Annotated in this window: 21 protein-coding genes and 2 tRNA genes; 20 read left to right on the top strand and 3 right to left on the bottom strand. The window is 51.6% G+C overall.

The window, feature by feature from the left end:
• Positions 1-131 precede the first annotated feature (131 nt).
• On the top strand, positions 132-575 hold the full coding sequence (locus ACGHTT_RS14930) for a type II toxin-antitoxin system RatA family toxin (protein WP_390591651.1): 444 nt from the start codon (positions 132-134) through the stop codon (positions 573-575).
• 4 nt (positions 576-579) lie between these two features.
• Positions 580-900: an RnfH family protein gene (locus tag ACGHTT_RS14925; protein ID WP_390591649.1), complete on the top strand. Its 321-nt coding sequence runs from the start codon at positions 580-582 to the stop codon at positions 898-900.
• 59 nt (positions 901-959) lie between these two features.
• Here the strand turns inward: ACGHTT_RS14925 and ACGHTT_RS14920 are convergent, their stop codons facing one another.
• Positions 960-1361, bottom strand: coding sequence for an outer membrane protein assembly factor BamE (locus tag ACGHTT_RS14920; protein WP_390591648.1), 402 nt, complete (start codon positions 1359-1361; stop codon positions 960-962).
• A 72-nt stretch (positions 1362-1433) separates the two neighbouring features.
• Here ACGHTT_RS14920 and fur point away from each other — a divergent pair, with 72 nt between their 5' ends.
• Positions 1434-1841: a ferric iron uptake transcriptional regulator gene (fur, locus tag ACGHTT_RS14915; protein WP_390591647.1), complete on the top strand. Its 408-nt coding sequence runs from the start codon at positions 1434-1436 to the stop codon at positions 1839-1841.
• 100 nt (positions 1842-1941) lie between these two features.
• Here the strand turns inward: fur and recN are convergent, their stop codons facing one another.
• Positions 1942-3603, bottom strand: coding sequence for a DNA repair protein RecN (recN, locus tag ACGHTT_RS14910; RefSeq protein WP_390591646.1), 1662 nt, complete (start codon positions 3601-3603; stop codon positions 1942-1944).
• A 154-nt stretch (positions 3604-3757) separates the two neighbouring features.
• Here recN and grpE point away from each other — a divergent pair, with 154 nt between their 5' ends.
• From grpE to greA, 8 genes are all read left to right on the top strand, one after another.
• Positions 3758-4318: a nucleotide exchange factor GrpE gene (gene grpE, locus ACGHTT_RS14905; RefSeq protein WP_390591645.1), complete on the top strand. Its 561-nt coding sequence runs from the start codon at positions 3758-3760 to the stop codon at positions 4316-4318.
• A gap of 181 nt (positions 4319-4499) precedes the next feature.
• Positions 4500-6419: a molecular chaperone DnaK gene (gene dnaK / locus ACGHTT_RS14900; protein WP_390591643.1), complete on the top strand. Its 1920-nt coding sequence runs from the start codon at positions 4500-4502 to the stop codon at positions 6417-6419.
• An 84-nt stretch (positions 6420-6503) separates the two neighbouring features.
• Positions 6504-7631 (top strand): molecular chaperone DnaJ, encoded by a 1128-nt coding sequence (gene dnaJ, locus ACGHTT_RS14895; protein ID WP_390591641.1) that lies wholly within the window; start codon positions 6504-6506, stop codon positions 7629-7631.
• An 86-nt stretch (positions 7632-7717) separates the two neighbouring features.
• Positions 7718-8524: a 4-hydroxy-tetrahydrodipicolinate reductase gene (dapB, locus tag ACGHTT_RS14890; protein WP_390591639.1), complete on the top strand. Its 807-nt coding sequence runs from the start codon at positions 7718-7720 to the stop codon at positions 8522-8524.
• A gap of 756 nt (positions 8525-9280) precedes the next feature.
• Positions 9281-10861 carry a methyl-accepting chemotaxis protein gene (locus ACGHTT_RS14885; RefSeq protein WP_390591637.1) on the top strand — a complete coding sequence of 527 codons (1581 nt, stop codon included), beginning with the start codon at positions 9281-9283 and terminating at the stop codon, positions 10859-10861.
• Positions 10862-11168: 307 nt separating this feature from the next.
• Positions 11169-12305 carry a glutamine-hydrolyzing carbamoyl-phosphate synthase small subunit gene (gene carA, locus ACGHTT_RS14880; protein ID WP_390591636.1) on the top strand — a complete coding sequence of 379 codons (1137 nt, stop codon included), beginning with the start codon at positions 11169-11171 and terminating at the stop codon, positions 12303-12305.
• A 56-nt stretch (positions 12306-12361) separates the two neighbouring features.
• Positions 12362-15583 (top strand): carbamoyl-phosphate synthase large subunit, encoded by a 3222-nt coding sequence (gene carB / locus ACGHTT_RS14875; protein WP_390591635.1) that lies wholly within the window; start codon positions 12362-12364, stop codon positions 15581-15583.
• Positions 15580-16056, top strand: coding sequence for a transcription elongation factor GreA (greA, locus tag ACGHTT_RS14870; RefSeq protein WP_390591634.1), 477 nt, complete (start codon positions 15580-15582; stop codon positions 16054-16056). Before carB ends, greA begins: the two co-directional genes overlap by 4 nt.
• Positions 16057-16142: 86 nt before the next feature.
• On the opposite strand, the gene yhbY is transcribed toward greA, so the two are convergent.
• Positions 16143-16445 carry a ribosome assembly RNA-binding protein YhbY gene (yhbY, locus tag ACGHTT_RS14865; RefSeq protein ID WP_390591633.1) on the bottom strand — a complete coding sequence of 101 codons (303 nt, stop codon included), beginning with the start codon at positions 16443-16445 and terminating at the stop codon, positions 16143-16145.
• 322 nt (positions 16446-16767) lie between these two features.
• Here yhbY and ftsH point away from each other — a divergent pair, with 322 nt between their 5' ends.
• The 9 genes from ftsH (at position 16768) to nusA (ending at position 25442) form a co-directional block, all read left to right on the top strand.
• On the top strand, positions 16768-18675 hold the full coding sequence (gene ftsH / locus ACGHTT_RS14860; protein ID WP_390595064.1) for an ATP-dependent zinc metalloprotease FtsH: 1908 nt from the start codon (positions 16768-16770) through the stop codon (positions 18673-18675).
• Between the two features lie 108 nt (positions 18676-18783).
• Positions 18784-19587: a dihydropteroate synthase gene (folP, locus tag ACGHTT_RS14855; protein ID WP_390591632.1), complete on the top strand. Its 804-nt coding sequence runs from the start codon at positions 18784-18786 to the stop codon at positions 19585-19587.
• A 102-nt stretch (positions 19588-19689) separates the two neighbouring features.
• On the top strand, positions 19690-21030 hold the full coding sequence (gene glmM / locus ACGHTT_RS14850) for a phosphoglucosamine mutase (protein ID WP_390591631.1): 1341 nt from the start codon (positions 19690-19692) through the stop codon (positions 21028-21030).
• A 156-nt stretch (positions 21031-21186) separates the two neighbouring features.
• Positions 21187-21933 (top strand): triose-phosphate isomerase, encoded by a 747-nt coding sequence (gene tpiA / locus ACGHTT_RS14845; protein WP_390591630.1) that lies wholly within the window; start codon positions 21187-21189, stop codon positions 21931-21933.
• 32 nt (positions 21934-21965) lie between these two features.
• A complete protein-coding gene (gene secG / locus ACGHTT_RS14840) occupies positions 21966-22319 on the top strand; it encodes a preprotein translocase subunit SecG (RefSeq protein WP_390591629.1) in 354 nt (117 codons plus the stop codon).
• A gap of 22 nt (positions 22320-22341) precedes the next feature.
• Positions 22342-22426 (top strand) — tRNA-Leu (locus ACGHTT_RS14835).
• A gap of 658 nt (positions 22427-23084) precedes the next feature.
• Positions 23085-23161 (top strand) — tRNA-Met (locus ACGHTT_RS14830).
• 282 nt (positions 23162-23443) lie between these two features.
• Complete coding sequence (rimP, locus tag ACGHTT_RS14825; RefSeq protein ID WP_390591627.1) at positions 23444-23899, top strand: ribosome maturation factor RimP; 456 nt, start codon at positions 23444-23446, stop codon at positions 23897-23899.
• Between the two features lie 37 nt (positions 23900-23936).
• On the top strand, positions 23937-25442 hold the full coding sequence (gene nusA / locus ACGHTT_RS14820) for a transcription termination factor NusA (RefSeq protein ID WP_390595063.1): 1506 nt from the start codon (positions 23937-23939) through the stop codon (positions 25440-25442).
• Positions 25443-25452: the final 10 nt, after the last annotated feature.

Raw genomic sequence — 25452 nt, 5'->3', positions numbered from 1 at the left:
GTTATTTGTCACCGCAGGCCGAATCATTGTTACGCTAAAAGACGATCTTATCAGCCTTTGCCACAAGTCGGCACTGGCCTGAGGTGGGCGCAATGGCTAAAATGCCCTGCTTAATTACAAGAATGCATTTTATGGTAAAGATTGAGCGCAGTGCGCTGGTGAGTTTTAGTTGCGCACAGATGTACGACCTGATCAACGATGTAGCGCGCTACCCGGAGTTTATGGCCGGTTGCTCTGCGGCGGAGATATTGGCGCAAGACGAGCACAGTTTAACGGCGAGGTTAAGCCTTGCTAAAGCCGGCTTACAGCATAGTTTCGTGACCCAGAACCGCTTGTCGCCGCCCTATGAAATGCACATGCAGCTGGTGCAGGGGCCTTTCAAACAGTTTGAAGGTTATTGGCGTTTTAAAGCCTTGGGCGACTTGGGTTGCAAAGTGTCTTTTGAATTGTCGTTCGAGTTTGAGAGTCGCCTCTTGGCCGTGGCGGCCAGTAAACTTTTCGAAAAAGTAGCATCGCAACAGGTCGACAGCCTTTGCTTGCGTGCGCAACAGTTATACGGGCAACCACAGGGGTAACGCCATGCCAGATAGAGACCTCATTCGGGTAGAAGTTGCTTATGCACTACCCAGCCAGCAGAAGATTATCGCCTTGCTGGTGGAGCCTGGCACAACCGCTTTTCAGGCAGTGGTGCGATCAAAAATAACCGATGTATTTAGAGATTTGGATATCGAAACGGCGAAAATGGGTATTTTTGGCCAGAGCTTGGGTACTAAGGGCATGAAGCAAGCGCGCGAGCACGAGCTGCAAGAAGGCGACAGGGTAGAAATTTATCGCCCGCTTATCTGCGATCCGAAAGAAGCGCGCCGCAAGCGAGCCGATAAGACAAAAGATGCCGACTAGGGGCTTGAGGCTGTAGGCGCCCTGGGTAATGAAAAGGCGCCCTATTAGGTACTACGTCATTAGATAGGTTTTACTTCGGGTGCTGCGTCTGTGCCTTCTTGCACTTGGCCCTTCTTGTAGTCACCTTCGAAACGAGCCAGTGTGTCGCCGTCAAAATAGACCGTGAACAACTGCTTTCTAGTGTCGCCTCTAGGGTCTTTTAAGGTCCAGATGTAGTCCCACCGCTCGGCGTGGAAGGTATCTTCGATTAAGGGGGTGCCCAAAACGAAACGCACTTGGCGCTTGGTCATGCCCGCCGCTAATTGATTCACCATTTCGTCGGTGACGATGTTGCCCTGTTGGACGTAAATACGGTAAACGCCCGGAAATTGAAAGTAGCCACAGCCGCCAAGCAGCAGCAATACGCTTAAAAGGCTGGCTTTGAGGGTGAGCGAGCGGTTGGAGCGGTTTGGCGAATACATCTTAGGGGTTCCACAAACTTGAGCGAACGGGGATAATACCGGACTCGCCAGACACTGCATAGAGGATGCTAGATGACATCGGAAAATCAAGAACTTCGCAAGGCCGGACTCAAGGTCACTTTGCCACGAGTGAAAATATTGCAGATTCTGGAATCGGACGGCACGCACCACTACAGTGCCGAAGAGGTCTATAAGACTTTGTTGGAGCAAGGTGAAGACGTCGGTTTAGCTACGGTTTATCGAGTTTTGACCCAGTTTGAGTCGGCGGGCTTGGTGACGCGCCATAACTTCGATGGTGGTCACTCGGTGTTTGAAATTGATCGCGGTGAACATCACGATCACATGGTGTGCTTGGAGACCGGCAAGGTTATCGAGTTTCACAACGATGAAATTGAGGAACTGCAAAAGCGCATTGCCGAAGAACATGGCTACGAGCTAACCGATCATAATTTAGTGCTATACGTGAAACCGAAGAAGTAATCTGGCAGTGCTTGACGCTTGTGGCGTGGATTCTCGCCGCAAGCCGCAAGCCAGACGTTGGTCTGGCAACCTCGACAAAGTCCACGGATATAGTGAGACCTTAGCTGCCTACCATGGTCAGCATTTCCTTGGCATGAGCGCGGGTTTGCTCGGTCAATTCTACACCGCCTAACATGCGCGCAATCTCCTCCACTTTGGCTTCACCTTGAAGTGCTATTAAGGTGGACTCACTGGCACCTTTACGCACCGATTTACGCACTTGCAGGTGCTGATGCGCCTTGCTTGCGACTTGCGCCAGATGGGTGACGCACAGTACTTGGCCGTCTTTGCCTAATTGCCTGAGTAGCCGGCCGACGATATCGGCAGTGGCGCCGCCTATGCCGACGTCCACTTCGTCGAATATTAACGTTGGAATGGTCGACTTGTTGGCAATGCACACTTGAATGGCGAGGCTGATACGGGAGAGTTCGCCGCCTGAGGCCACCTTGCCCAGCGGCCTGTGTGGCTGGCCCGGATTGGTGCTTACCAATATTTCGACTTCTTCTAGCCCTGTGGCGGCAGGTGTGATTTCGCTGATGCAGAGCTCGACGCTGGCATTGCCCATGGCTAGCTGTTGTAACTGCCGGTTAATGGCCTTACTGAGGTGCAGTGCCACTTGGCGGCGTTGCTGCCCCAATTCTTGCGCCAGTTGCCGGTATTGCGCTTCGGCTTTGGTCGATTGCTTGGCGAGTAGGTCGAGATCGGCCTCGCCACCGTCGAGCGACGCCAGCTCATTGGCCAAGTTTTGATGTAGCTCGTGCAGTTGCTGTGGGCTGATGCGATGTTTGCGGGCAATTTGGTAAATGGCATCTAAGCGCCCGTCTAGCCATTGCAGTCGCTCTGGGTCTGCGTCGAAGCTGTCGATATGGTGATCGATTGCGCGCGCCGCTTCTTCGACTTGAATTTGCGCATTAATCAATAGTTGCTCGGCCTCGAGTAGCGCTTCGGATTTCTCCGGCAAGTCGCGCAGTAGTTGCAGGCCCTTGTTGATAGCGTCTTGCAGGCTTTGATCTTCACCCTGGCACAGGCTCGCCAGTTGGTAGCTAGTGGCCATCACGGTTTCGGCGTTGGCTTGAATTCGGTGTTCGGCCTCCAGTGCCTCGAGTTCATTTTCCTCCAGCCCTAGCTGGTCTAGCTCCTCAACCTGATAGCGCAACAGTTGTACTCGGGCGCTGATTTCGGCGTCATTGGATTGTCTTTTGTGTAGCTGTTCGGCATAGGCTTGCCATTCGCGCCACGCAGCCTTTACCGCTTGGTAAAGGCTGGTGTGACCGCCGTAGTGGTCAATTAAGGCGCGGTGGTGGTCTTTTTTTAGCAAACTTTGATGAGCGTGCTGACTGTGGATATCAATGAGCAGTTCGCCCAGTGCGCGCAGCTGGCTGAGGGTCGCACTTTGGCCGTTGATATAGGCGCGGGAGCGCCCGTCCGCGCTGATAGTACGTCGTAAAATGCACTCGCTTTCCGCTTCCAACTCCTGCGCCTTTAGCCACTTGCGCGCTTTGGGTAGCTTGGCCACCTCGAAGGTGGCGCTGATATCGGCGCGTTCAGCGCCGCTGCGCACCTTGTCGGCATCGGCTTTGTCGCCCAATGTCATGCCGAGGGCGTCGAGCAGTAGGGATTTGCCTGCACCGGTTTCGCCGGTTAGCGCGGTGAGGCCTTGTTCTAGCTCCAACTCGAGGTGCTCAACAAGGGTGAAGTGATGAATGCTGAGGTGGGTTAGCATAGGAAAGGCTCTCCAATTAATGCTGTCTATTTATACAGTAATTATTTTGCTTTGCAATCCCCTGCGAAAAATCCCTTGAATGTAGGCGCCTAGGCCCCATATAGGCTGCAGGTATTAAAAAGCTGGCGGGCCCAAGGGGCTGCCTGGATAGTGAATGGAGCAGACAGTGACTACCGAACAAAACGCACCTCTAACAGACGAAGTTCCCGCCGGCTCGCCCGATGTGGAAGTGGAACTTGAATCGGCTACTGGCCCAGATGCTGAGATTGAGCGCTTGCAAGCCGAATTGCAGCAGGCACAAGAAACCGCGTTGCGCGCCGCGGCCGATGCGCAAAATACCCGCCGCCGCGCCGAACAGGATGTGGAAAAAGCGCATAAATTTGGTCAAGAAAAAATTGTTCAAGACATGGTCGTTGTCGCGGACAACCTAGAGCGCGCCTTGGCGTCAGTGGATGCGAGCGACGAGCAGTTTGCCACGGTGGTTGAAGGGCTGCAGCTGACGTTGAAATCTCTGATCGACGGTTTGAAGCGTCACCACGTGGTGCAGCTGGATCCGAAAGGTGAGCCCTTTGACCCGCAGTTTCACCAGGCCATGACGCAGGTGCCAAACCCAGAGCTTGAGCCTAATACCGTCATGGATGTGTTTCAGAAGGGCTACACCCTGCATGGCCGTTTAGTGCGCCCTGCGATGGTTGTGGTTTCTAAGGCACCGTAAAAATTGCGGCTAAATGCGACCTTTAAGGGTTGAAATTTCGCCAAAAGCGCCAATATAGATGACAAGTGATTGAGGTTGGCCATTTTAGCCTGGCCTTGAGTAAACAGACAAAGTTGGTTAGGCAGTTCCCTAGCCGACGACAGCAAATTAATAGTACAAGTTTAGAGATTGGAGAATTTCCATGGGTAAGATTATCGGTATCGATTTAGGCACAACAAACTCGTGTGTATCTGTGCTTGAGGGCAACAAGGCGCGGGTTATTGAAAACGCCGAAGGCGATCGCACAACACCCTCTATCGTAGCGTTCACCGACGATGGCGAAGTGTTGGTAGGTCAGAGTGCTAAACGTCAAGCTGTCACCAACCCAAACAACACCCTGTTCGCGGTAAAGCGTTTGATTGGTCGCAAATTCAAAGACGACGTAGTCCAAAAAGACATCAAAATGGTGCCCTATAAAATTGTTGGCGCCGACAATGGCGACGCCTGGGTAGAAGTGAAGGGCGACCGCAAAGCACCACCGCAAATTTCCGCGGAAGTGTTGAAAAAAATGAAGAAAACCGCTGAGGACTATTTAGGCGAAGCGGTTACCGAAGCGGTTATTACCGTGCCGGCTTACTTCAACGATTCTCAGCGCCAGGCAACCAAAGATGCCGGTAAAATTGCGGGTCTTGAAGTTAAGCGCATCATTAACGAGCCAACCGCCGCGGCACTTGCCTACGGTATGGATAAAGTGAAAGGCGATCGCACGATTGCTGTGTACGACCTCGGTGGTGGCACCTTCGATATTTCCATTATCGAAATTGCCGACGTCGATGGCGAGCACCAGTTTGAAGTGTTGGCCACCAACGGCGACACCTTCCTAGGTGGTGAAGATTTTGACTCGCGTCTGATTGAATATTTCGCTGAAGAATTCAAGAAGACTAACGGCATTGATTTGCACAACGACGCCATGGCGTTGCAGCGTTTGAAAGAAGCGGCAGAGAAGGCAAAGATTGAGTTGTCTTCAAGTCAGCAGACTGAAGTGAACCTGCCTTACATCACAGCAGACGCCACTGGCCCTAAACACTTGGTTATCAAGCTGACTCGCGCCAAATTAGAGTCTTTGGTTGAAGAATTAGTGAAGCGCTCTATGGAGCCAGTGAAGCAGGCGATTGCCGATGCCGATTTGTCGGTAAGCGAGATTCAAGATGTGATTCTCGTTGGTGGCCAAACCCGTATGCCACTGGTGCAGAAGTATGTCACCGAGTTTTTTGGCAAAGAACCGCGCAAAGATGTAAACCCCGATGAAGCGGTTGCTATGGGTGCAGCGATTCAAGGTGCGGTCTTGTCTGGCGACGTTAAAGACGTCTTGTTGTTGGATGTGACGCCACTGACCTTGGGTATCGAAACAATGGGCGGCGTTGCCACACCGTTGATCGACAAAAACACCACGATTCCAACCAAGAAATCGCAAGTGTTTTCAACTGCAGACGACAACCAGTCGGCCGTTACCATTCACGTGGTTCAGGGCGAGCGCAAGCAGGCGTCACAGAATAAATCGCTAGGTCGTTTCGACTTGGCGGACATTCCGCCAGCGCCGCGCGGCATGCCGCAAATTGAAGTAACTTTCGACATCGATGCCAATGGTATTTTGAATGTGAAAGCGGCGGATAAAGCCACCGGTAAGCAGCAGTCCATCGTAATCAAAGCCTCGTCTGGTTTATCTGACGAAGAAATTGAAAAAATGGTGCAAGATGCCGAAGCGAACGCCGAAGCGGATAAGAAATTCGAAGAAGTTGTTACCGCGCGTAATACCTTGGACGGCTTGATTTCAGCCACTAAGAAAACCTTAGCTGAAGCCGGCGACAAAGCGACAGCGGAAGAGAAAACGGCCATCGAAGCCGCCTTGGCGGAAGCTGAAGTGGCGGTCAAAGGCGATGATAAAGCTGCGATGGAAGCCGCTACTCAGAAGTTGACTGAAGCCTCTGGTTCGCTAGCCCAGAAACTCTACGCCGAGCAGGCACAGGCGCAACAGGCCGGTGGCGAGCAAGCTGAAGCTGGCAAAGCCGATGACGGCGTTGTGGATGCCGAGTTTGAAGAAGTGAAAGACGAGCAGAAGTAAGTTGATCTGTTAGAAGTTAAAAGCATGACGCGGCCGCAAGGCCGCGTTGTTGTCTGAACTCAGTTAAATATTGAAGTTAAACGTATGTCAAAACGTGATTATTACGAAGTCCTGGGCGTCGAGCGCGGCGTCGACGAAAAAGAGCTGAAGAAGGCTTATCGTCGCATTGCGATGAAGTATCACCCAGACCGCAATTCCGAAGATAAGAATGCCGAAGATAAATTCAAAGAGGCCAGCGAGGCCTACGAAGTTTTATCCGATAGCCAAAAGCGTGCAGCCTATGATCAATACGGCCATCGCGGTGTTGAGGGCATGGCAGGCGGCGGTGGCGGTCAAGGCTTTGGCAATTTCTCGGATATTTTTGGCGACGTATTTGGCGACATCTTTGGTGGTGCTGGTGGCGGTGGCCGCCGTGGTGGCCCAGCCAGAGGCTCGGATTTACGCTACACCTTAGATTTAGATTTAGAAAATGCTGTTAAAGGCACCACGGTGAAAATTAAAGTGCCGTCGCTCGTGGCTTGTGAGCCTTGTGATGGCACTGGGGCCAAAAAAGGTACGAAAGCAAGCAGTTGTACAACTTGTGGCGGCGTCGGCCAAGTGCGCATGCAGCAGGGCTTTTTCTCGGTCCAACAAACTTGCCCTAACTGTCGTGGTCGCGGCACTATTATTACTGATCCTTGCTCCAGCTGTCATGGTCAAGGTCGCAAGGAAGAAACGCGCACCCTGTCGGTCAAGGTGCCGCCGGGCGTCGATACCGGCGACCGCATTCGTTTAACTGGCGAAGGCGAGGCGGGCGAGGCCGGTGGTCCACCGGGCGATCTCTATGTTCAAGTGAACGTCCGCGCGCACAGCATTTTTGAGCGCGATGGTCGCAACCTGTATTGCGAAGTGCCCATTAGTTTCGTTGATGCAGCCCTTGGTGGCGAGCTCGAAGTGCCAACCTTAGATGGCCGGGTAAAATTGAAAGTGCCGGCTGAAACCCAAACCGGCAAGATGTTCCGATTGCGCGGTAAAGGTGTGGTGCCTGTGCGCGGTGGCACAGCGGGTGATTTGATGTGCAAAGTTGTGGTGGAAACACCTGTTAACTTGAGCAATAAGCAAAAAGAATTGTTGCGCAACTTCCACGATACCATGGGTAGTAGCAAGCACTCGCCGCGGCAATCCAGCTGGTTTGAAGGCATGAAGAACTTTTTCGGCGATATGAAAATTTAATCGATTCAGCGGTTGCGCTAGGCGCAATCTGGTTGTGTTCATCACAATCCATTACTGGGTATTACCCGCGTAGTTAAGGACAAGATATGACGGTGAGACTCGCTGTAACCGGCGCCGGTGGGCGCATGGGCAAAATGTTAATCGAAGCCATTGCCGTAGCGCCAGGTGTTGAGCTGACTGCCGCTATTGAACGCGCAGGTTCAAGTTTAGTCGGCGCCGATGCCGGCGAGCTTGCCGGCATCGGCAAGAATGGTGTGGCCGTGGTTAGTGATTTACACGAAGTGGTCGAAGATTTTGATGTATTAATTGATTTCACCGTGCCCGCTGCCACCGTTGAAAACGCCAGAATTTGTGCTGACGCCCATAAGAAAATTGTGATTGGCACCACCGGTTTTAGCGAAGATCAAAAAGCCTATTTGTTGGAGGCTAAAGACGCGACCGCTATGTGTATGTCGGCAAATTATTCTTCGGGTGTGAACCTGTGTTTTAAGTTGCTTGAGTCTGCCGCCAAAATTTTGGGTGACGATTACGATGTGGAAGTCTATGAGGCCCATCATCGCCATAAAATCGATGCCCCTTCTGGTACAGCACTGCGTATGGGCGAAGTGTTAGCCAATGCGCTCGGTCGCGATTTGAACGCGGTGGCAGTCTATGGTCGCGAAGGTCAAACCGGAGCGCGCGAGCGCGATACCATCGGTTTCGCCACTGTACGCGGCGGCGATGTGGTTGGCGATCACACTGTGATGTTTATGGCCGACGGCGAGCGGGTGGAGATTAGCCATAAGGCCTCCTCGCGCATGTCTTTTGCTCGCGGCGCTGTGCGCGCAGCGGCCTGGATAAAAGGCAAAGAGGTTGGCCTGTTTGATATGCAAGACGTCCTGTCTCTGCGTTAGTTATCCGGCGGCGGCACGCATTGTGCCGCCTGTCACCGCGGGCTCGTATTCCCTTCCCCCGTAATCTTCCTCCCTTCCATTTGGTTATTTTCACTGCGCTGACTATGCTCAATGGTGTTCGGCTGCGTTTTGTATGGCCTAAAGTTAGTAGAGCTATTCGTATAAGGACGTCCTTTTGGCTCGGCAACTTACACCCGCTGCCGCGGTTTTGGTGGCTCTAGGCAGGTGTGGTGATATCGCAGCCGCTCGATGCTTGAACTGATCGGTTGAGCGGTAGCCATTGAAGGCGCAAGCTGCTGGTGAGTTATCGCTAGCTTGACAAAGATGGTTACTTCACTGGGCTCGAGCGTTAGAGCAAAAAACGACCCACCTGTGACATGTGTTTTTGGTGCAGATCCATTTAAGGGTGGGCTAGAGGCTAAACTCAAAGGAACTCATGTAAAGCAACGCGATTTGGCGGTACGACACCTGGGTGGAAAGGTTGACGCTTGCCATTGAGTGGTTATTTCCGCCAGTGAAAAATCAAAGGTTAAAGAAATTCTCAATCGGCTCGATAACCTATCAGTACCATCGCTGAGTGTTATAGATGGCTTTGCGGCTGCAGGCGGGATGATTGAGTTTGTCGGTTAAGGCAAGTCAGTTGCCATGCGGGTCAATAGAACGACACTGCTCACTAGTGGGCTAGAAACTGCGCCAGCGTTGTTAAGGTTAGATCGTTAGCAGCAGCGCGAAAAGGTTCGACCAAATGCTGGTCGAATGACACAGTTATTGGAAGGTGCTTACTTAATGAATATGTTCAGCATGTCTTTGAAATGGAAGGTGTTTTTAGGGATTACTGTCACCAGTTTGTTGGCGGTTATCGTCTCGAGCACCTTGGCCGTTAGGGCTGAGGTTGGGCGAGTTGAGCACACCATACAATCGGATACGGGGGATCTTGCCAAGATTATTGGCAATGCCACTGTGGGCGCTATTGCCTTTGGCGATGCGGCATCCGCTAGAGATATTCTGAGTAGCTTGGAGTTGCAGACGCGCGTCATGAGCGCCGTTATTTATGGTGATAATGGTCAACCGTTTGTGTGGTATGAGCGCGGCAGGAAGGGCTCTGAGGATTTACCGTCTATGGCGCCTAGGTCACCCGGTAATTTAGGGGTTAATTTTCGAGACGATCGCGTCGATATCACAGTTGCCATTCAATCCGATGGCAATAAGGTGGGCACGATTTATTTAGTCGCTAGCTTGGATGAACTCAATCAAGCTGTCGCTGCGGCCGTGTGGAGTGCCACGGTTACCGTAATTGTCATAGGTATTTTGGCTGTAATCATCTCCTTCGTGTTACAAGCTGGCATCGTCGGGCCTATTAACGCCGTTGCCGAGGCGTTGGAAGATATCGCCGGTGGCGGCGGTGACCTAACCCGCCGCTTGCCGATCAATTCCGACGACGAAGTGGGTCGACTTTCAACGGCTTTCAACACCTTTGTCGATAAGGTGCATAACATCATCGCCGACTTTTCTGTTACAGCGACAGATCTCAACGCGCAGGCGACGTCGCTTTCTGCTACGGCTAAGGAAACTGAGCGCGGCGTGGTAAGGCAGCAAACTGAAATTCAGCAGGTGGTAGCCGCAGTGCGCGAAATGGCGACCGTGGTCGGCGACGTGGCCAGTAACGTATCGCAAGCGGCGGCCAATGCCGAGGAAGCCGATAGGCAGGCCAATAACGGTAAGGGTGTGGTGTCGAGCACCGTGATAAAAATTGAAGGTCTCGCGAGCGATATTAACGCGGCCGCTGAGGTTATCGACAAGTTGCGTGCCGAAACCGATAATATCGGCAGCGTACTCGATGTGATTCGCGGGATTGCCGAGCAAACGAACCTATTGGCATTGAATGCGGCTATTGAGGCTGCACGCGCCGGTGAACAGGGCCGGGGCTTCGCCGTGGTTGCCGATGAGGTGAGGACCTTGGCGTCGCGCACCCAAACGTCAACTCAGGAAATCCAGGTCATGATCGAGCGCTTGCAGGCAGGCGCGCGCGAAGCCGTTTCGAAAATGGAGAAGGGCACCGGTCAGGCTGGTGAGTCTGTTACTCAGGCGGAGGAGGCCAGCCGTGCCTTGGATGCCATTACGGCGGGCGTTGGCTCCATTAAAGATAAAACCAATCAAATTGCTAGTGCCTCTGAGGAGCAGTCGGCGGCAACCCGCGAGATGGAGCGCAATATGGAAAATATTGCCGGCGTGGCGCGCCAAGCCTCTGAAGGGTCGATCGAGATTGCCACCAGTACAGCACGATTGGCAGAAATGGCGGCGAGCATGGCCAAGATCGTGAAGCAGTTTAAGGTTTGAGGAGTAGAGCTTGCGTAAATTGGCGCAATTGCGCGTGGACAGCGCAGGCAGCTTTCCGTAAAATGCGCGGTTAAGTTGCTTATGGTCAGAGCTGGGCGAAAAGACGCCTAATCGGCCGCAGGGATTTTGTCTGAATAGACACTGTTAATAAGCGAGATGAAGCAGCTGCTTCATCTCGCTTTTTTACGAACTGCGGTGCACTCCTTAACGGAAAATGATGCGAACGTCGCACAACATGCTGAAAAGCATGGTTGTTTTGCTCAGCCTGAAAAAAGTCAAAATGCCAGCCAATACTTAGGAGGTCGACTTGTCTACTGGTGCCCAACGTCCCGCCATACTCGTTCTTGAAGACGGTAGTATATTCCGTGGTTTAGCCATCGGCGCTTCCGGCTCCTCTTCAGGTGAAGTGGTGTTTAACACCGCAATGACTGGCTACCAGGAGATCCTCACCGACCCTTCTTATGCACGTCAGATAGTTACTTTAACCTACCCGCACATAGGCAATACCGGCACCAACGCCGAAGATGAAGAGTGCGATCGCATATGGGCCGCTGGCTTGGTGATTCGCGACCTACCCATGCTGGCTAGTAACTTCCGCAGCGAGCAGTCGTTGCAAGACTATTTAATGGCGCGAAACATTGTCGGTATTGCCGATATTGATACGCGTCGTCTCACCCGCATACTGCGTGACAAGGGTGCCCAAAATGGCTGCATTATGGCGGGCGACATCGATGAAGATGCTGCCTTGGCGCAGGCCAAAGCTTTCGGTGGGCTCAAAGGGCTAGATTTGGCGAAGGAAGTGACGGTGGCTAAGTCCTACCCTTGGACCGAGGGCTCTTGGGCGCTTGGCCAAGGCTTTACTAAGCCTGAAGCCACAAAGTTCAAAGTCGTTGCCTACGACTACGGCGTGAAGCGTAATATTTTACGCATGCTTGTGGATCGCGGTTGTGAGTTGACCGTGGTGCCGGCGCAAACCTCTGCTGCCGAGGTGTTAGCGCTCAAGCCCGACGGTGTTTTCTTATCTAACGGCCCTGGTGATCCAGAGCCTTGCGATTATGCCATTAGCGCGATTCGGTCGCTGTTGGAAACCGATATTCCCGTGTTCGGTATTTGCCTCGGCCACCAGCTGTTGGCATTAGCCAGTGGCGCCAAGACCTTAAAAATGAAATTCGGTCATCATGGTGGCAACCACCCAGTGCAAGACTTGGACAATAAGCGCGTTATGATCACCGCACAAAACCACGGTTTCGCGGTTGATGAAGCCACCTTGCCAAGCAACTTGCGCGCGACCCACAAAAGTTTGTTTGATGGCTCGCTACAGGGCATACACCGCACCGATAAGCCGGCCTTTAGTTTCCAAGGGCACCCCGAGGCGAGCCCCGGCCCGCACGATGCGGCGCCCTTATTTGATCACTTTATCGAATTGATGACTGCGCGCGCCTAACTGTGAGCGCGCTGTAACCCACGAATTTACACATTTAGGATTCAGGCGAAACCACAATGCCAAAAAGAACTGACATTAAAAGTATCCTGATACTCGGTGCCGGCCCCATCGTTATTGGCCAGGCCTGTGAGTTTGACTACTCAGGAGCGCAGGCGTGTAAGGCGCTGCGCGAAGAAGGCTTTCGAGTCATCCTGGTTAACTCTAACCCAGCGACCATCATGACTGATCCGTCCATGGCGGACGCGACCTACATCGAGCCCATTGAGTGGCAAACCGTTGCTGCCATTATCGAAAAAGAGCGCCCCGATGCCGTGCTGCCCACCATGGGTGGCCAAACCGCGTTGAACTGCGCACTGGCATTGCATAAGCACGGCGTATTAGAAAAATACAATGTGGAATTGATCGGCGCCAACGAAACCGCCATTAACATGGCGGAAGATCGCGAGCTGTTTGATCAGGCCATGAAGCGTATCGGTTTAGAATGTGCGCGTGCGAAAATTGTTCACACCATGGAGCAGGCGCGTGAAGTGCCGAAAGAGTTTGGTTTCCCGTGCATTATCCGCCCGTCGTTCACCATGGGTGGCTCCGGTGGTGGTATTGCCTACAACTGGGAAGAGTTTGAAGAAATTTGTACCCGTGGTTTGGATCTTTCGCCAACCAATGAACTGCTCATCGATGAGTCGCTGATTGGCTGGAAAGAATATGAAATGGAGGTTGTGCGCGATAAAAACGACAACTGCATTATCGTCTGCTCTATTGAAAACTTCGACCCGATGGGCGTGCACACCGGCGACTCGATCACTGTAGCGCCGGCGCAAACCTTGACCGACAAAGAATACCAAATCATGCGTAATGCCTCTGTGGCTGTACTGCGTGAAATTGGTGTTGAAACTGGTGGCTCTAACGTGCAGTTTGCGGTTGACCCAAAAACCGGTCGTCTCGTGGTTATCGAGATGAACCCACGGGTGTCGCGTTCATCCGCTTTGGCCTCGAAAGCCACGGGTTTCCCCATTGCAAAAATTGCTGCCAAGTTGGCCGTGGGATACACCCTCGACGAATTACAAAATGAAATTACCGGCGGCACTACGCCGGCGTCGTTCGAACCGTCTATCGATTACGTGGTCACTAAGGTGCCGCGTTTTACTTTTGAAAAATTTGGCGAGGCGGATGCGCGCTTAACCACGCAGATGAAATCTGTGGGCGAAGTGATGGCCATTGGTCGCACCTTCCAAGAGTCCTTACAAAAGGCCTTGCGCGGTTTAGAGGTGGGTTCTGCCGGTTTTGAACCGATCGTTGATCTTACCGATCCCGAGGCGATGATTCATATTCGCCGCGATTTAACCACCCCTGGCGCCAAGCGTATTTGGTACGTTGCCGATGCCTTCCGTGCCGGTATGTCGGTGCAAGAAGTATTCGATGCGTCGTTCATCGACCCGTGGTTCTTGGTGCAGATTGAAGACTTGGTTAACACCGAAAAAGAAATGTCCTCAGCGGCGTTAACGTCGATAGATGCAGACAAAATGTTTGCGCTAAAGCGCAAAGGCTTTTCCGATAAGCGCCTGTCTGTGTTGCTGGGCGTGAGTGAAAAAACCTTTAGGAAGCATCGCCATAGCTTGAATATTCGCCCGGTCTATAAGCGCGTGGATACCTGTGCGGCGGAATTTGCTACAGATACTGCGTACATGTACTCCACCTATGAGGAAGAGTGCGAAGCGCGGCCGAGCAACCGCGATAAAATTCTTGTGTTAGGTGGTGGCCCGAACCGGATTGGTCAGGGTATCGAGTTCGATTATTGCTGTGTGCACGCGGCCTTAGCCATGCGCGAAGATGGTTACGAAACCATTATGGTTAACTGTAACCCCGAAACTGTGTCCACCGATTTCGATACCAGTGATCGGTTATTCTTTGAGCCTGTCACCCTTGAAGACGTGCTTGAAATCGTTGAGCTCGAAAAGCCCAAAGGCGTTATCGTGCAATTTGGTGGTCAAACCCCACTGAAACTTGCGCGCGCGCTAGAAGAGGCCGGTGTACCGATTATTGGTACTTCGCCAGATGCCATCGATCGCGCCGAAGATCGCGAGCGCTTTCAGCAGATGGTTATTCGGTTAGGTTTAAAGCAGCCTTCGAACGCCATTGTGCGCTCTACCGAAGAGGCCCTGCGCGCCGCTGAAGGTGTTGGCTATCCGCTCGTGGTTCGCCCATCCTACGTGTTGGGTGGGCGCGCCATGGAAATCGTTTATAACGAAACCGAACTTAAGCAATACATGCGCGACGCCGTGCAGGCCTCTGATGATGCACCGGTGTTGTTGGATCACTTCTTAAACAACGCCATCGAAGTTGATATTGATGCGGTGTCTGACGGTAAAGAAGTCGTTATCGGTGCCATCATGCAGCACATTGAGCAGTGTGGCGTGCATTCAGGCGACTCGGCTTGCTCATTGCCACCTTACTCGCTTGCGAAAGATGTGCAGAACGACATGCGCGAACAAGTGAAGAAAATGGCGCTGGAGTTGGGCGTGGTTGGCTTGATGAATGTTCAGCTAGCCTATCAGGACGGCGAAATTTACGTGATCGAAGTGAATCCGCGCGCCTCGCGCACTGTGCCATTTGTGTCTAAGTGCATCGGTGTGTCTTTGGCGAAAGTGGCCGCGCGTTGTCAGGCTGGTCGCTCTTTGGCAGATCAAGGCTTCACTAAAGAAATCGTACCAAATTATTACAGCGTTAAAGAGGCGGTCTTCCCATTTAATAAATTCCCATCTGTCGATCCGATCTTGGGCCCAGAAATGCGCTCAACTGGTGAAGTGATGGGGGTGGGTGATACTTTTGCCGAAGCCTTTGCGAAAGCGCAGTTGGGTGCGGGTGATGTTATTCCAACCGAGGGACGCGCCTTTATTTCCGTCCGCGACTTCGATAAGGACGCCATGATCACCGTGGCTAAAGAGCTGGCCGATTTAGGTTTTGACCTAGTAGCTACTCGCGGCACTGCGGCAGTAATTTCTGCTGCGGGATTAGACGTTCAAGTCGTCAATAAGGTCACCGAAGGTCGTCCACATATTGTGGATATGATCAAAAATGACGAAATCAATTTAATTATCAATACCACAGAAGGCAAGAGTGCGATTAAAGATTCTGCCTCTATTCGCCGAGGTGCCGAAGGCCGTCGGGTTTATTACACGACCACTTTGGCGGCCGCTGAGGCTCTGTGTGTCGCCTTGCGATTTGGTATTAATACTGATGTCCGTCGCCTGCAGGATCTGCACAAGAGGATTGTGGCATGACAAAATTTCCAATGACGGTAGAAGGTGCAGAAAAATTGCGCCTCGAGTTAGAGCAACTGAAAAAAGTCGATCGCCCGCGTATTGTTACCGCGATTGCAGAGGCGCGTGAGCATGGCGACTTGAAAGAGAATGCCGAATACCATGCAGCGCGCGAGCAGCAGGGTTTTTGCGAAGGGCGTATTCAGGAGATTGAAGGTAAGTTAGGCAACGCTCAAATTATCGATATCTCTAAAATGCCGGCTGGCGATAAAGTGATTTTCGGCTCTACGGTTGATATTTTAAATTTGGATACCGATCAGCTGCAAACCTATAAAATTGTCGGTGACGATGAAGCCGATGTGAAAGCCAATATGATTTCTGTTTCTTCGCCGATTGCCCGCGCGTTAATCGGAAAAGAGGTGGGCGATGTCGCGCTCGTGCGCACGCCGGCCGGCGACGTGGAATATGAAATTGATGCGGTGCGTTACTGTTAAGCTGTGTAATTGCCAACTAGACATCTATAAAAAAGCCGGCGCCAGCGCCGGCTTTTTTATGAAGTAAGTATTAGATTTGCGTAAGTCTAACGCATAATATTTGATAGTTTTGGGTTGGGTTCGCGCGCGGCGCGGAAAATCAGTGCAACCTTGCCAATTTCTTGGACCACTTCTGCTCTAGCCAATTTGCACAACTCGTTGATGGCAAGTTTGCGCGACTCGCGATCGTTAATCGCTATTTTTACCTTAATCAGTTCATGGTCTTCCAGTGCGCGTTCTATTTCGCCCAGTAAGCCTTCGCTCAGGCCTTTTTCAGCTACCATGACAATAGGTTTTAAATTGTGGCCAATTTGGCGAAATTGTTTCTTGCGGTCTGAGCTGATTGGCATAAATATTCCTGAACTAACGAAGCGATGAATCGTGGGGCGCGAAGCGCAAAAGCCTATTGTAACGCATGTATTCATGTTCGGCCTCGTCTTCCTGCGTTGGTGTGCAAAGTTTGTCTGTTATGTTCAGGGCTCGAAATACTAGTGGCGCTTGCAATTGACTATTCCAGCCCAATATAAGTGAAACAACACAAAATTTACGATAAACCGGCATTTACAGTGATCTGAACCTGTATCATGCTGGTAATAGATTGTGTATCTGGGTTGTGGACGGCGCCAAAGTTCATGGCTGACTTTAAGATGTGAGGGTAACCCTTTGAATGATATGGCAAAAAATCTAGTTCTGTGGCTCATCATCGCCGTGGTGCTGTTGTCGGTGTTCCAGAACTTTAATAGCCCGAGCGCTAAGGAAACACTTCCTTACTCGAACTTCGTCATGGAGGTTCAAGCTGACCGCGTGAAAGAGGTCAATATTGATGGCCTGATCATTCAGGGTACACGCTCCGATGGCACCCGTTTCGAGACGGTGCGGCCTCAGTTGATGGATGGCAAATTAATGGATGACCTGCTCAACCACAATGTTGTGGTTGAGGGGCAAAAGCCTGAGCAAGCCGGCTTTTGGCAGCAACTGTTTTTTGCCAGTTTCCCTATTCTGTTGATTATTGCCGTGTTTATGTTTTTCATGCGCCAAATGCAGGGCGGTGCCGGTGGTAAGGGCGGCCCAATGAGCTTTGGTAAGAGCAAGGCACGTCTGCTGGGCGAAGATCAGATCAAAACCACCTTTGCTGACGTGGCGGGCGTTGATGAGGCCAAAGAAGAGGTGCAAGAGTTGGTTGAATTCTTGCGCGATCCGAGCCGGTTCCAGCGTTTAGGCGGTCAAATTCCGCGCGGCGTGTTGATGTCTGGCCCGCCGGGCACCGGTAAAACACTTCTCGCTAAGGCTATTGCCGGTGAAGCCAAGGTACCTTTTTTCTCTATTTCAGGTTCTGATTTCGTTGAAATGTTCGTCGGTGTAGGCGCCTCGCGCGTGCGCGATATGTTTGATCAAGCGAAAAAGCAGGCGCCCTGTATTATTTTCATCGATGAAATTGATGCCGTGGGGCGTCACCGTGGTGGTGGCCATGGCGGTGGCCACGACGAGCGCGAGCAAACCTTGAACCAGTTGTTGGTAGAGATGGATGGCTTTGAAGGCAATGAAGGTATCATTGTCATGGCCGCGACCAACCGCTCTGATGTGCTCGATAAAGCGTTGTTGCGCCCAGGTCGTTTTGATCGCCAAGTGTTTGTCGGCTTGCCGGATATTCGCGGTCGCGAGCAAATTCTTAAAGTGCATATGCGCAAAGTGCCGCTCGATGAAAAAGTAGAGGCGTTAATTATTGCCCGCGGTACGCCCGGTTTTTCCGGTGCTGACCTTGCTAACTTGGTTAACGAAGCGGCGTTATTTGCTGCGCGCGCGAATAAGCGTGTCGTTACCATGGAAGAGTTTGAGAAGGCGCGCGATAAGATCACCATGGGCGCCGAGCGCAAGTCTATGGTGATGTCGGAAAAAGATAAGTTGATGACGGCCTACCACGAAGCGGGTCACGCCATCATTGGTTACTTAATGCCCGAACACGATCCTGTGCACAAGGTCACTATTATTCCCCGTGGCAATGCCCTTGGCGTTACTATGATTTTGCCAGAGGAAGATAAGAACAGCTCAAGCCGTCGTTATTTGTTGAGCCGTATTGCCATGGCCTATGGTGGTCGTGCAGCCGAAGAGATTGTCGGTGGTCCTGATCAGGTGTCTACTGGTGCCTCTAGTGATATTAGAATGGCGAGTCATTATGCTCGCAACATGGTGATGCGTTGGGGCTTGTCCGATAAGCTAGGTCCACTCTTGTACGGTATTGAAGAGGGCTCTTATCCTGGTACCGGTGCAAACAATTACTCGCCTGCGACCGCCTTAATTATCGATGAAGAGATTAAGCGTATTAGCGATGATTGCTATAAGACCGCCATGGATACCTTGCTCGCCAATCGCGATATTCTAGAGGCCATGAAAGACGCGCTGATGGAATATGAAACGATTGACTCGGAGCAAGTGGACGATCTGATGCAGCGCCGTAAAGTGCGTCCGCCGAAAGAGTGGGACGACAATGACTTTATCGGCCGCATGAAGGGTGGCTCCGACGACAAGAAGGATGAAGGCAAGCCGGATAGTCCTATTGGTGGGCCTGCGAAGGAGCATTAATCTCCTTTCTTTACTCGAAAAAGGCCGGTTATACCGGTCTTTTTTTTAACCTATATAAAAGATACTTGTATGCGTAAGCTAGTCACTTTTGGCCAAACGAGCCTTGATATGAGTCGCCCACATATTATGGGTATTCTCAACGTAACACCCGACTCTTTCAGTGACGGCGGGCGCTTTTTTACCGGAGAGTTACATCTCGATAGAATTTTAAATGCCGCCGAGCAAATGCTTGCCGATGGCGCCAGTATGCTCGACATTGGCGGCGAATCGACGCGCCCAGGCGCCGAGCCAATTAGCGAACAACAAGAGATAGATCGTGTGTTGCCGGTGGTGCAGGCGATTGCGGCTCGGCTTGATACCGTGATCTCCGTGGATACCAGTACGGCGAGTGTTATGACGGCAGCCGCTGCCGCTGGGGCTGGATTAATAAATGATGTCAGGGCGCTACAGCGTGAAGGTGCGCTGCAGGCCGCCGCCGCGACGAATTTGCCCGTGTGCTTGATGCACATGCGAGGCGAGCCAAAGGAGATGCAAAATGCACCTCACTATGGCGATGTTGTGGGTGAGGTGGGTGCATTTTTGGATCAGCGTATTCAAGCTTGTGCAGCGGCCGGTATACAGCGCGATCGAATAATTCTTGACCCGGGTTTTGGCTTTGGCAAAACCTTAACCCACAATATCGGCCTGTTTAAAGCGTTGCCAGCCTTTGCGCGAGACGGGTTGGTGTTGGTGGGCGTGTCCCGTAAATCCATGGTGGGGGATATCTGTCAGCGCGGTGTTGAGCAGCGCCTGCCGGGCAGTTTGGCGCTTGCACTGCTTGCCGCGCAGTCGGGGGCGTCCATTATTCGCGTGCATGATGTGGCGGAGACCGCCGATGTGTTGCGGGTACTAGAGGCAGTGCACTCTTGCTGAGATTGTCTACCGCAGCTCGAGCAAACTGGTTTAAAATGCCGTGAATTTGAATTTGGTTAAGCACTGCTTAACTGCATGGACGCTGATTGAGGTTTTTCCCCTATGACTCGCAAATATTTTGGTACCGACGGCATTCGTGGCGCCGTCGGTGAATACCCCATTACCCCAGATTTTATGCTCAAGCTGGGCTGGGCGGCCGGTCATGTCCTAGGCGAGCGTTTCGATGGCCCTAAGCAGATTTTAATCGGTAAGGATACGCGCATTAGCGGCTATATGTTTGAGTCTGCGCTACAAGCGGGTTTAATCAATGCGGGTGTGGATGTGGGTTTGTTAGGGCCAATGCCGACACCGGCCATCGCCTATTTAACCCGTACCTTTCAAGCGCAAGCCGGTATTGTTATCAGTGCGTCGCACAACCCCTTTGGTGATAACGGCATTAAATTCTTTAGTGGCGCAGGTACAAAACTACCTGACAGTGTTGAGCTTAAAATAGAGCAGATGCTGGATGTGCCCATGACGACCTCTGAGCGACTGGGCAAGGCGCGGCGTATTGCTGATGCTGCTGGTCGCTACATCGAGTTTTGTAAGGGTACGCTGCCTTGGGGTTTCAGTCTTCAAGGGTTAACCATTGTGGTCGATTGCGCAAATGGCGCTACCTACCATGTTGCGCCTGATGTATTTAGGGAGTTGGGCGCCAAAGTTGTGCCTATCGCCAATGATCCTAATGGCACCAACATTAATCGCGCCTGTGGCTCAACAAAGCCTGATGTGCTGCGTGAAAAGGTGATGGAATTAGGTGCGGACCTCGGTGTCGCTTTTGACGGCGACGGCGATCGTGTGTGCTTTGTTGATCATCGTGGCCAAGTGATCGACGGCGATGAGATATTGTTTATCATCGCGGCTCATCGTCTCGAGCAGGGCAAGGACTGCCCCGGTGTTGTGGGCACTTTGATGAGTAACTTTGGTTTTGAATTGGGCTTAAAAGATCTCGGTATTAAGTTGATCCGCGCCGACGTAGGTGACCGTTATGTAATAGAGGCGATGCGTAACCATGGTTGGGATTTGGGTGGCGAATCCTCTGGCCATATTATATGTGGTGATTTAACCACCACCGGTGATGGTATCGTTGCGGCGCTACAGGTGCTGCTGGCTATGGTGTCTACGGGTAAGGGGCTGCACGAGCTCAAGTCGGCCATGACAAAATGCCCGCAAACCATGATAAATGTACGTTTAAAGGATAAGTCTCTGCTGGCCAGTAACACGCGTATCAAGGCGGCTGTGCAGGAAGTTGAATCGACATTAGCCGGAAAGGGTCGGGTATTGCTGAGGCCGTCCGGCACTGAGCCTGTGGTTCGGGTTATGATTGAGGGCGATGATGCCTCCTTCGTTAAAAAGTTGGCCACTGAGTTGGCAGCGCTGGTACAGGAAGAAATTGGCGTTTAGTCGGCAAATACTTGGCAAGAGATTGAATTGTAAGGCGAAAAGCCGTTGTACTTGAGCGGCGACTTCGCTACCATTGGCGCCCGCTGAATCAAGGGTCTTTTTAAGGCCCTTGCTAAGCGCGCTAAAATACATCGGACAGCAGTACGGGACGGTTTTATGCGGCGTCAGCTCGTAATGGGTAACTGGAAGATGAATGGCTCCAAAGCGGCTAACGAAGAGTTAGTGTCGGTATTTTTGGGGCTCTGGCAGAAGATTGGTCAGGCTGAGGTTGCATTTGCGCCGCCGGCTATTTACCTGCCACAAGTTGCATCATTATTAGCCCGTAGCGAACTTGCTCTGGCGGCTCAGGACGTGAGCGCCCATGTTGATGCTGGTGCATTTACGGGTGAGTTATCGAGTGCGATGCTGGCGGATATCGGTTGTCGGTATGTCATTGTTGGTCACTCGGAGCGCCGTGCTTACCATGGTGAGTCAGATCAGCAGGTAGCAGCGAAAGCGTTGGCGTGTTTGGCCAGAGGTTTGACCCCGGTAGTTTGTGTGGGCGAGTCACTGGCGCAGCGCGAGGCGGATGAGACCTTAGCTATTGTTGGAGCGCAGCTTGAGGCGGTACAGAATTTACTGGAACCTTCTCAGCTAAAGAATATTGTGGTTGCCTATGAACCGGTTTGGGCGATAGGTACCGGTAAGACAGCGAGCCCAGAGCAAGCTCAAACGGTGCACCATTTCATTCGGTCGCGCCTAGGTGAGCAGGGTGCTGTGGTGAGATTGCTCTATGGCGGTAGCGTAAAAGCGTCTAACGCCGCAGAGTTATTCGCGCAAGCGGATATAGATGGAGCCCTAGTGGGTGGAGCCGCACTTAATGCGGAAGAATTTTTTCAAATTTGCCAAGCCGCTAATGAGTAGTCGAGCGTTGGTAAATTAAGTAAGAGACGGTTATGGAACAGTTGATTATTATCGTACATGTGTTGGCGGCTTTGGCCATCATTGGCCTTATTCTGCTGCAGCAGGGTAAAGGTGCAGAGGCGGGTGCGTCTTTCGGTGGCGGTGCGGCGCAAACCGTATTTGGCAGCAAGGGCACAGGTAACTTTTTCTCCCGTGCAACGGGTATCTTCTCTTTAATCTTTTTTATTACCAGCTTTGGTTTGGCGATTGTTGCTAAAAACAAGGCTGAAGTTCAGGCTAACGTCGGTATTCCGGCGGTAGTTGAGCAAATGTCACCTGATGTGGGCGCAGAAGTTCCCGTGGTTGATGACGCACCTTCTGATGTACCTGAAGTTCCTGAGCAATAAGGGGCTTTAGATTAGAGTTTTAGCCCAAGTGGTGAAATTGGTAGACACGCTATCTTGAGGGGGTAGTGACGCAAGTCGTGCCGGTTCAAATCCGGCCTTGGGCACCAATATGAAAAAACCCGCGTTTACGCGGGTTTTTGCTTTTTACCAGGCCGGATTACATCTGGGTAGATGGCGCGCGTCCTGCGCTCCAGCCTTTGGATCGCTTTGAGATCCTCATTTGCTTCAGGCAAATGAGTGGGCACCAATACGAAAAGCCCGCGTTTATATAGGTCTTTGCTTTTTATCAGACTGGATTGCATTCGGGTTGATGGCGCGCGTCCTGCGCACCACTCTTCGGGTCGCTTTGCGATCCTCATTTGTTCCGGACAAATTGGCGGGCACCAATTGACTAGCGCAGGATCCACAGAGCGTTTGTCTTTTTATCAGTCAGGATCACATCTGGGTAGCTGGCGCGCGCCCTGTGTGCCACCCTTCGGGTCACGTTGCAATCCTCCTTTGCTTTGAGTAAATGAGCGACTGTCGGAACAATTAAATTGTCATCTTATTAAGACTTCTCCTTGGTTTAGTTGCTGATTGCGATTTGATCCGCTGCTAGCTTGGGAGTATCTACTCAGCTTTCGCTGCTATTTCGTACGTAAAGCCGGAAAACTGCGCTAAGTAACTGTTTTTATAAAATAAACTCAAATACCTCTTGACCGACTATGGGGCCATCCCTATAATTCGCGGCCTTGGTTAAGCGGTCACGCACAATCAAGTTGTTGATGCGGGGTGGAGCAGCCTGGTAGCTCGTCGGGCTCATAACCCGAAGGTCGTTGGTTCAAATCCAGCCCCCGCTACCAATTTTGAAGTTTGGTACCCGTAGTGTCACTGGGTTATAGTGTGCTACAAATGGCCGGCAATGCCGGGCGAAGGCCGAATTACCAGAATCGGCTTTTGGCTATCGAACTGCGCCTTACGGCGTGCCGAGAAGCCCCTGAATGGGGTTTTTTTGTATGTGCGGTTTGCTTGGGCTATGTGGATTTAGCTCATCTGCGCGAAGCATAGCTGTCCCATGGATAGCAGTAATAAGAATGGGCTTAGTGCCCATTTTTTGTTTGTTTTTTTAGATTACGAAAGGCGATATGGCTACCAAGCAAGAAACAATACAGGCGCTTATTGCACCTGTTGTCGAAGCACTAGAATGCGAATTGTGGGGTATTGAATACCTGTCACAAGGTCGCCATACAACGCTGCGTATTTTTATTGAGCGCGAAGACGGCGTGCAACTTGAAGACTGCGAAAAAGTAAGTCGTCAGGTGAGTGCGGTGATGGATGTTGAAGATCCCATTACTGGTGAGTACACCTTAGAAGTGTCTTCTCCCGGCGTAGACCGCCCACTGTATACATTGGATCACTATCAGCGCTTTACAGGTGAAAAAGTAGAGCTGCGTTTGCGCGTGCCGTTTCAAGGGCGTCGCAGATTTACCGGTGTTATTGCCGGGGTAGAAGCCGATGAAGTTATTGTGCGTGTAGATAACGAAGAGTATCTATTTACAATTGATTCGATTGATAAGGCTAACATCGTCGCGCAATTTTAATGCAGCGATTAGGTGGAATTTAAGAGGCTAACCCATGATGAACAAAGAGATTTTACTGGTCGCCGAAGCGGTATCTAATGAAAAGGGCGTCGATCGGGATGTAATCTTTGAAGCCATAGAAATCGCTTTGGCAACTGCCACGAAAAAGCGCTATGAAGAAGAGTCTGACATTCGTGTTGTGATTAATCGCAAAGATGGTAGTTACGAAACATTTCGTCGTTGGTTGGTGGTTGCTGATGATGTTCTCGCGGAACTCGGCACTCAGTTCACCTTAGAAGAGGCAGCTGAAAAAGACCCATCGTTGAAAGCCGGCGATGTGTTCGAAGAAATGGTAGAAAACGTTGGTTTTGGTCGTATTGCTGCGCAAACGGCTAAGCAAGTTATCGTGCAGAAAGTGCGCGAAGCTGAACGTGCACAAATTGTTGAAGAATACCGCGATCGCATTGGTGAGCTTATTAACGGTACCGTTAAGAAAGTAACTCGCGATGCCGTGATCGTCGATCTTGGTAATAATGCCGAAGGCTTGTTGCCGCGCGATCAGCTTGTTGGTCGTGAAGTATTCAGAATGAATGATCGCGTTCGTTCTTTGTTGTTGGATGTGCGCCCAGATGCGCGTGGCCCTCAGCTCTACTTGAGCCGCTCTTGCCCCGAAATGTTGGTGGAGCTGTTTAAGATTGAGGTGCCTGAAATCTCTGAAGAAGTGATCGAAATTAAAGGCGCGGCGCGCGACCCAGGTTCACGTGCGAAAATTGCCGTGAAAACTAACGATGGTCGCATAGATCCCGTCGGCGCCTGTGTTGGTATGCGCGGCTCTCGCGTGCAAGCGGTTTCTAACGAATTAGGTAATGAGCGCGTTGATATTGTGCTGTGGGACGATAACCCAGCGCAATTTGTTATCAATGCGATGTCGCCAGCTGAAATCGAATCCATCGTAGTTGATGAGGATGCCGGTTCGATGGACGTTGCTGTAGCTGATGATAATTTGGCACAGGCGATTGGTCGCGGTGGTCAAAACGTTCGCTTGGCTTCCGAGCTTACCGGTTGGACCATTAACGTCATGAGCGAAGAAGATTGGAGCTCTAAGCAGCAACAAGAATCTGGTAGCTTCGTTGAAAACTTCATGGCGGCACTCGATGTTGACCAAGAAGTTGCTGAGGTTCTGGTTGAAGAGGGCTTCACCACCCTTGAAGAAGTGGCTTATGTACCGTTAGAAGAAATGTTGGCGATTGAAGGTTTCGATGAAGCCATCGCTGAAGAACTACGTGCGCGCGCAAAAGATGCATTGTTAACACAAGCCTTGGCAACTGAAGAAAAGCTTGATACTGAGCCTGCCGAAGATTTGTTAAACATGGAAGGCATGGATAAACATCTCGCTTATTTGCTAGCTGCCAGTGGTGTTATCACCATGGAAAATTTAGCGGAGCAGGCAGTGGATGACTTGCTTGATATCGAAGGTATGGATGAAGAGCGCGCTGCCGCGTTGATTATGAAAGCACGTGAACCCTGGTTTGCTGATGAGTCAGACAGCGCAGGCGAGCAATAAAACCGAGGAA

This window comes from Simiduia litorea (assembly GCF_042853465.1).
Classification (GTDB): Bacteria; Pseudomonadota; Gammaproteobacteria; order Pseudomonadales; family Cellvibrionaceae; genus Simiduia; species Simiduia litorea.
The sequence above is the reverse complement of the archived record's forward strand: the minus strand, read 5'-3'. Positions and strand labels throughout refer to the sequence as shown.